The organism is Vibrio sp. SALL6, assembly GCF_002002385.1.
Classification (GTDB): domain Bacteria; phylum Pseudomonadota; class Gammaproteobacteria; order Enterobacterales; family Vibrionaceae; genus Vibrio; species Vibrio parahaemolyticus.
This window is the reverse complement of record NZ_MQVK01000048.1, coordinates 26,078-33,750: the sequence shown is the minus strand read 5'-3', so window position 1 is coordinate 33,750 and position 7,673 is coordinate 26,078. Positions and strand designations below refer to the sequence as shown.

At 46.1% G+C, this 7,673-nt stretch carries 7 protein-coding genes; all 7 read left to right on the top strand.

Annotated features, from left to right (window positions below; translation table 11 throughout):
• The first annotated feature begins 306 nt into the window (after window positions 1–306).
• The 7 genes from BIW15_RS23145 to BIW15_RS23115 all read left to right on the top strand — a co-directional run bounded on the left by BIW15_RS23145 (window position 307) and on the right by BIW15_RS23115 (window position 7,668).
• Complete coding sequence (locus BIW15_RS23145; RefSeq protein ID WP_005457770.1) at window positions 307–1,437, top strand: flagellin; 1,131 nt, start codon at window positions 307–309, stop codon at window positions 1,435–1,437.
• A gap of 80 nt (window positions 1,438–1,517) precedes the next feature.
• Window positions 1,518–1,952: a flagellar protein FlaG gene (flaG, locus tag BIW15_RS23140; protein WP_005457768.1), complete on the top strand. Its 435-nt coding sequence runs from the start codon at window positions 1,518–1,520 to the stop codon at window positions 1,950–1,952.
• A gap of 20 nt (window positions 1,953–1,972) precedes the next feature.
• Complete coding sequence (gene fliD / locus BIW15_RS23135) at window positions 1,973–3,973, top strand: flagellar filament capping protein FliD (protein WP_077281683.1); 2,001 nt, start codon at window positions 1,973–1,975, stop codon at window positions 3,971–3,973.
• 3 nt (window positions 3,974–3,976) lie between these two features.
• Window positions 3,977–4,282, top strand: coding sequence for a flagellar protein FliT (locus tag BIW15_RS23130; RefSeq protein ID WP_077281682.1), 306 nt, complete (start codon window positions 3,977–3,979; stop codon window positions 4,280–4,282).
• Between the two features lie 12 nt (window positions 4,283–4,294).
• Window positions 4,295–4,705, top strand: a complete 411-nt coding sequence (fliS, locus tag BIW15_RS23125; protein WP_005433081.1) for a flagellar export chaperone FliS — start codon at window positions 4,295–4,297, stop codon at window positions 4,703–4,705.
• Window positions 4,706–4,993: 288 nt separating this feature from the next.
• Window positions 4,994–6,460, top strand: coding sequence for a sigma-54 dependent transcriptional regulator (locus BIW15_RS23120; RefSeq protein WP_005481102.1), 1,467 nt, complete (start codon window positions 4,994–4,996; stop codon window positions 6,458–6,460).
• 176 nt (window positions 6,461–6,636) lie between these two features.
• Window positions 6,637–7,668, top strand: coding sequence for a PAS domain-containing sensor histidine kinase (locus BIW15_RS23115; protein ID WP_005457625.1), 1,032 nt, complete (start codon window positions 6,637–6,639; stop codon window positions 7,666–7,668).
• The last annotated feature ends 5 nt before the right edge of the window (window positions 7,669–7,673 follow it).

The window sequence follows — 7,673 nt, the reverse complement described above, 5'->3', positions numbered from 1 at the left end:
GCTAAGTCTTCTAGGTTAATTTTAAACCTAAGACGAGAACCTCATTGGCTCGTGGTGAGAGATGAGCGAGTAAACCCAGCTTCGGCTGGGTTTTTTTCTGCCTTTAAAAGAGCGAAGATATTCATCAAAGACAATATTAGAGCTTCATCACACTTCAGTAAGCCAAAGAAAATAATCGCAAAAAATTGAAAATTTCTCCTAAAGGATATGCATACGTCGCCGTTAAAGGGACTGAGAGAAATGAGATGTACCTAAGTGAGGTGAGAGACACGACGGTACATTCACTAAGCCTTAAGGAGATCAATTATGGCGATTAACGTTAATACTAACGTTTCTGCGATGACCGCACAGCGTTACCTAAACCACGCGGCTGAAGGTCAACAAAAATCAATGGAGCGTTTGTCTTCGGGTTATAAAATCAATAGCGCGAAAGATGATGCTGCAGGTCTACAGATTTCAAACCGTTTGAACGCTCAAAGCCGTGGCCTAGACATGGCTGTGAAAAACGCGAACGACGGTATCTCCATTGCACAGGTTGCTGAAGGTGCAATGAATGAATCTACCAACATCCTACAACGTATGCGTGACCTATCGCTTCAATCTGCGAACGGTTCTAACTCAAAAGCAGAACGTGTAGCGATCCAAGAAGAAGTAACAGCGCTAAACGACGAACTAAACCGTATCGCTGAAACAACCTCTTTCGGTGGTAACAAACTGCTTAACGGTACGTACGGTACTCAATCTTTCCAAATCGGTGCGGACTCTGGCGAAGCAGTAATGCTTTCTATGGGCAGCCTACGTTCTGATACTTCAGCAATGGGTGGTAAGAGCTACTCAGCAGAAGAAGGTAAAGATGCATCTTGGACAGTTGGTGATAAAACTGAGCTTAAAATGAGCTACACCAACAAACAAGGTGAAGAGAAAGAACTTACCATCAAGGCTAAGCAAGGCGACGACATCGAGCAGCTAGCAACTTACATCAACGGTCAAAGCGAAGATGTAAAAGCGTCTGTTGGTGAAGACGGCAAGCTACAAGTATTTGCTTCTACTCAGAAAGTAAATGGTGAAGTTGAGTTCTCTGGCAACCTAGCTGGCGAGATCGGTTTTGGTGATGCGAAAGACGTAACGGTTAAAGACATCGACGTAACAACGGTTGCAGGCTCTCAAGAAGCTGTAGCAGTTATCGACGGTGCACTTAAATCAGTAGACAGCCAACGTGCGTCACTAGGTGCTTTCCAGAACCGTTTCAACCACGCAATCAGCAACCTAGACAACATTAACGAAAACGTTAATGCATCTAACAGCCGTATTAAAGATACTGATTACGCGAAAGAAACAACAGCGATGACTAAGTCGCAAATTCTTCAGCAAGCAAGTACTTCAATCCTGGCTCAAGCGAAGCAGTCACCATCTGCAGCGCTAAGCTTGTTGGGCTAACAAGGTCGACCCAGCCTAGTGCTTAGGTCACCAAAACGATAGATCCTATCGTTAGCTCATAAGGTGGAAGGGAGATTGTAATGGAAATATCCTCCTACGCATCGAACATCCAGCCTTACGGCACACCGAATGGCACAAATGTTGCAAATAAAAATGGCAACGGCATAGGTACGCCTAGCACAGCAAGTTCAACCGGTGACGTTTCGCCGCAAAAAGCGAAAGGCACCGAGCACGACTTCTCTGTTCAAGCGGCAATCGAGATGGCGGAAAGCCGTCAGGAGCTAAACAGAGAAGAACGTGAAAAAATGGTCGAACAAATGAATGAGTTTGTCTCGTCCATCAACAAAGGAGTAGCGTTTCGTGTGGATGAAGAATCCGGCAGAGACGTTGTGACGATTTACGAAACCAATACTGGTGATGTGATTCGTCAATTTCCTGATGAAGAACTGCTAGTGGTATTGCGTCGCCTAGCTGAGCACACAGCTAACAGCGGTTTGTTAGTTGAAAAAGTGTAAGTCGTTTTTGAGGTGATTTAATGAGTTTAGGCCCTGTGGGGATGTCTGGCGGCATGGATATTAATTCCATGGTCAGCAAAATTGTGGATGCGGAACGTGTGCCTAAGCAGCAACGCATCGACAACGATCGCACGACAATCAATGCCAGTATCAGTGCCTATGGGCGACTCAGAGAATCGTTGGATACGATGAAAAATCTCATGGCGAACTTTCGTCAGGAGAAAGCGTTTGCCGTCCGCACGGTTGAAACCACGGACGACAATATCGTATCGGCCACCGCAACCACTGACGCTATAGCCGGTAAGTATGCTATCGATGTGTTGCAGCTTGCACAGAGCCACAAAGTCGCTTCTGACGTATTGCCAGAAGACGCAAAATTTGGTCCTGGTAAGCTGCAGATTTCGCTTGGTGATGACCGTTTTAATATCGAGGTTCGTTCTCGATCTAAGCTCATCGATGTCGTACGCGGCATCAATGGTGCTAAAGACAACCCTGGCGTTCGTGCCTCCGTCATTAATGATGTCGAAGGACCGCGTCTCATCCTTGCCTCAAACCTCTCTGGTAAGGATTATCAAATCAAAGTCAGCGTGGAAGCCGAAAGAGGCAACCCTCTGAAATATTTCGAATACCAAACACTTGAAGACCGAGTTAATGCGCTTGAAGAAGCACGTGCTGCGGCAGAAGAAGTGTTAGGGCCACTACAAACTCCGCAACAACCGGATCAACCAGAAATTCTGGATGAGAACGGCAACCCTCTACCTCCAGAAGCGCAAAAAGCGGCAGATAATGCACAAGATGATGCATCGCAAGAGCCGATCTCAGCTGCTGGTGCAGAGGCTGCTAAAGCCGGACAAGAAGCCATTGAGAAGGCCAATCAACGTTCGAGCTTGCGACCTGAAGAGCGCATTCCAGGTTGGACAGAAACTGCGTCAGGCACCTTACTGGATTCATACGAAGAGCCAGAACTGGAATTGGATGAAAAGGCGATAGAGAAAGCGCCGGATGTTTCAGGTTGGAATAATGCCGCCTCAGGCACATTGACGGATTCTTACGTTACGACCAAAGAAGCTAAGCAGCTCCTAGAACAAGAAAAAGCAGAAATCGAGCAGAAAATTGCGGATGAAAAGCAAGAACTCGACGCAAAAGTCGAACGTGGTGAGCTTTCCGAAGAGCAAGCCAAGCAAATTCATCGTGCGAAACTCGATCCTCAAGAGCGTGAACGTCTAGAAAAAATCGACGAAGCAGAAGCCAAAATCGCAAAAGCGCAATCCTCATTCGAAGAATACCTTGGTATGACAGAGGTACAAGCAGGGCAAGATTCTGAAGTGCTGCTTGATGGCGTGGCAAAACTTTCAAGCCATAACAACGTAATTGAAGACGCCATTGAAGGCGTAGATTTGACACTTAAAGGCAAGTCAGAACCAAACAAGCCGCCTGCAGAAATCGGAGTCGAGTACGACCGTCAAAGTGTACGCAGCGACATCGAAAACTTTGTTTCGGCGTACAACTCGTTTTATCAAACTTCGCAAGCACTCTCGAGTGTGGACCCAACTACCGGCCAAAAAGGGCCGCTAGCTGGTGACAGCACGGTGCGAAGTGCCGATTCACGATTGAAAGCCGTCTTTTCAAGCCGAATCGATCAAGCACCAGAAAATCTGAAATCATTGACAGAATTTGGTATTACCACGACGCGTCAAGGCACGCTTGAAATCAACTATGACATGCTTGACCGTCAGTTGAACAATAACTTCAACGAGTTAGAAAAATTCTTCGGTGGTAACACTGGTTTTGCGAAGCGTATCGAAGATGCGATTCACGGCATCACCGGTATTACGGGCAGCATTCGTACGCGAGAGAAAAGTCTCACAGAACAAAACTACCGTTTGAATGATGACCAAGCGGCATTAGATCGCCGCATGGAAGGGCTGGAAAAGCGTACCCATGCGAAATTTACCGCGATGCAAGACGCGACAGGTAAGATGCAGGGTCAACTTGGGGCTCTTATGAGTGCGTTAGGTTAATAAATGCAAAATGAACTCATAGAAATTAGTGATATAGATCAACTAATTACGCAAGAGCTGGAAAAAGTTGACTTTAATACTGAAGAAATTCTTCGCTTGGTCGATATCAGGGAACGGTTATTGCAAAACCTGTTACCAATTATTCAACAAAATCCCTTGGTAAAGCAGGATGTAGAGTGGCAAGACTTGCTGACTCGTACCAAAAGAATTGTCGAGCTGATGCAATCAGAAACGTCAAAGGTCGGAAAAGAGCTTCACAAACTCCGTTATGGCCAACGTTCGCTTCAGCAGTACAAAAAATTTATTTAAAAGAGGATTACTATGCGCGGTTCTTTGCAAGCATACAAAAAAGTATCAGTCGACAGCCAGCTGAGCGCGGCTTCTCCGCACAAAGTCATTCAAATGCTTATGGCTGGTGCAATTGAGCGCCTTATTCAAGGCAAAGCAGCCATGCAAGCAGGCAATATCCCAGCAAAAGGCGAGCGTTTAGGTAAAGCACTCGACATTATTATTGCGCTACGCAGCTGTTTGTCGATGGAAGATGGTGGTGACATCGCTTCAAACTTAGATTCATTGTATGAGTTTATGATCACGCAGATTTCTGCGGCAAACCACCAGAATGATCCACAGCCGATCGACGACGTTATTGACATTATTCGTGAGATTAAATCGGCTTGGGATCAGATCCCAACAGAGTTCCACAACTTGACGGCAGCAGAAGTCGGCATTTAATAATCAAAACAATGCTTTAGGATCGACTTAAAATATTAAGACTGCATTAGCAACAAGTTGCGCATGAAAGTTACAATCGAGCTCACACCTCTATATTGCTTGGTTGCCTTATTTTCATATTCAAATAAAATAGAAGCCATTAGTAGCCCTAATGGCTTTTTTTGTTGCTGATTTTCCTATTTTGTCGATCGTAAATTGAGTGTGGTGTTTCCGCCTTCTTTAGCACCCAATTGCGCAAATCCAGGTTTGGCCGCAACGCACCTAAAATAAAGGCAATCATTCTTACTTATGCAAGGTTTGGCAAAGCTGCTTGTAATTGATGATGACGCATCAAGTCGTTTGAATTTAAGCAATATATTGGAATTTGTTGGAGAAAGTTGCGAAGCTGTCGGTTCCGAACAGCTAGGCGATGTTGATTGGTCTAGCGTATGGTCAGGCTGTATCGTTGGCAATATCTCAGCAGGTCGAGCGGCAACTGCCGTGATGGCTCGTCTCAACGATGCATACCATATCCCACTTCTTGTCTTGGGCAGCTTTCCTTTGCCTGTGGACGATCTCCCAAACTTTGTTGGCGAATTAGAGCAACCGCTAAATTACCCGCAGCTTAGTGAAGCGTTACGTCACTGCAAAGATTTTCTTGGCCGTAAAGGGGTCAATGTTGTTGCTAGTGCGCGTAAAAACACGCTGTTTCGTAGCTTAGTAGGGCAGAGCCGCGGTATTCAAGAAGTTCGTCATCTTATTGAGCAAGTATCGGGTACAGAAGCCAATGTCTTGATCCTTGGTGAATCGGGTACGGGTAAAGAAGTGGTAGCACGTAACATTCACTACCATTCGTCATACCGCAATGGTGCGTTTGTGCCAATTAACTGTGGTGCAATCCCACCAGAGCTACTCGAAAGCGAATTGTTTGGCCACGAAAAAGGCGCGTTTACTGGTGCGTTAACGGCGCGTAAAGGTCGATTTGAATTAGCAGACGGTGGCACGATCTTCCTTGATGAAATTGGTGACATGCCAATGTCGATGCAAGTGAAGTTATTGCGTGTACTTCAAGAACGTTGTTTTGAGCGAGTTGGCGGAAACTCGACAATCAAAGTCAACGTGCGTGTGGTCGCTGCGACACACCGTAATTTGGAAAGCATGATCGAAGAAGGCACGTTCCGTGAAGATTTGTTCTATCGTTTGAACGTTTTCCCAATCGAAATGCCAGCGCTAAAAGAGCGTAAGCAAGATATCCCATTGTTATTGCAAGAGCTGATGACACGTCTGGAAGCCGAAGGCGGCCAGCCAATCTGTTTCACGCCGCGTGCGATCAACTCTTTGATGGAACACCACTGGCCGGGTAACGTGCGCGAGTTAGCTAACCTTGTTGAGCGCATGATCATTTTGTACCCAAACAGTCTGGTTGATGTGAACCATCTTCCGACGAAATATCGCTACAGTGATATTCCAGAGTTCCAACCTGAAGGTAATCCGTTCACTTCGATTGAAGAGCAAGAGCGCGATGTGTTCCAAGACATCTTCTCGGAAGACTTCAGCTTTGACGAGCAAAGCGATCTGGATCACAACATGAATGCGCCTCAAGCGTTGCCACCAGAAGGGGTGAACCTAAAAGAGCTATTAGCAGATTTGGAAGTCAACATGATCAGCCAAGCGTTAGAAGCGCAAGGTGGGGTCGTTGCAAGAGCTGCTGATATGCTGGGTATGCGCCGTACAACGTTGGTTGAGAAAATGCGCAAGTATAATTTGCAGCGTTAGATCGAGCTTCAGTTCAATCACAAAAGTTATCTTTTCTGACATTAAAATCAGACATTTCTCGGCGTCAACTTATTGTCGATAACATAACGTCATGATAAATATAAAAAATAGCTTGGTACGCTAATTGCTTACCAAGCTATTTTACTTTTTAGTGGCGATATTTCGACAGGCAGTGAATGGACAATAACACCAACCAATCCCATTTAGACTCAGTAGAAAACCAAGTTGAGCGCTATAAGCAGGTATTGGATGTGATGCCCGCTGGGGTTATTTTGCTCGACACGTATGGTGTTGTGCGAGAAGCCAACCCCGAGGCACACCGAATTCTAGAAATCCCACTGGTTAACGAGAAATGGTTCAACATCATTCAAGCGGCTTTTGATCCGCGTGAAGATGATGGCCACGAAGTGTCACTGCGTAATGGTCGCAAAGTGCGTTTGGCGATTTCTGCCTCCGCGACAGGGCAGCTGATCCTCATCACCGACTTAACCGAAACCCGTTTACTGCAAGCTCGTGTGAGTGATCTACAACGTCTTTCTTCATTAGGGCGTATGGTTGCATCGCTAGCGCATCAAGTGAGAACGCCGCTGTCGAGCGCAATGTTGTACGCCTCTAATTTGGGCGCGCCTAATCTTCCGCCAGCGACGAGAGAGCGCTTCCAAAGTAAATTAATGGATCGACTGCACGATTTGGAGAAGCAGGTTAATGATATGCTGCTTTTTGCCAAAGGTGGTGATAATAAAGTCATTAAGCCATTTACGATTGCTCAATTGGTTGCTGAATACCAACCAATGGTCGAAACAGCTCTTAAAAATAACAACATTGATTACTTCCTCGAAGTAGAAGAAGAACAGACCGAACTGCTTGGCAACGCGAATGCTATCGCCTCTGCACTGAGTAACTTGGTGATGAATGCGATTCAAATGTCAGGCAAAGAGTCGCAAATCGACATCTTTTTCCGCCCGGTAAACGGTGAACTGCGCATTTCTGTGCAAGACAGCGGCCCGGGTGTACCACAAGAACTACAGGCCAAAATTATGGAGCCATTTTTTACCACGCGTTCTCAAGGAACCGGGTTAGGGCTGGCTGTCGTTCAAATGGTTTGCCGTGCCCATGACGGCCGATTGGAACTTATTTCAGAGCAGGGTGATGGAGCCTGCTTCACCATGTGCATTCCGCTGGAGCGAGTGCAATCAGAAGCGCAATAAGCGGC

Bases quoted from the DNA above. Each gene is read 5' to 3' on its own strand.
- BIW15_RS23145 (WP_005457770.1), top strand. From the start codon at position 307: ATGGCGATTAACGTTAATACTAACGTTTCTGCGATGACCGCACAGCGT.
- flaG (WP_005457768.1), top strand. From the start codon at position 1,518: ATGGAAATATCCTCCTACGCATCGAACATCCAGCCTTACGGCACACCG.
- fliD (WP_077281683.1), top strand. From the start codon at position 1,973: ATGAGTTTAGGCCCTGTGGGGATGTCTGGCGGCATGGATATTAATTCC.
- BIW15_RS23130 (WP_077281682.1), top strand. From the start codon at position 3,977: ATGCAAAATGAACTCATAGAAATTAGTGATATAGATCAACTAATTACG.
- fliS (WP_005433081.1), top strand. From the start codon at position 4,295: ATGCGCGGTTCTTTGCAAGCATACAAAAAAGTATCAGTCGACAGCCAG.
- BIW15_RS23120 (WP_005481102.1), top strand. From the start codon at position 4,994: ATGCAAGGTTTGGCAAAGCTGCTTGTAATTGATGATGACGCATCAAGT.
- BIW15_RS23115 (WP_005457625.1), top strand. From the start codon at position 6,637: ATGGACAATAACACCAACCAATCCCATTTAGACTCAGTAGAAAACCAA.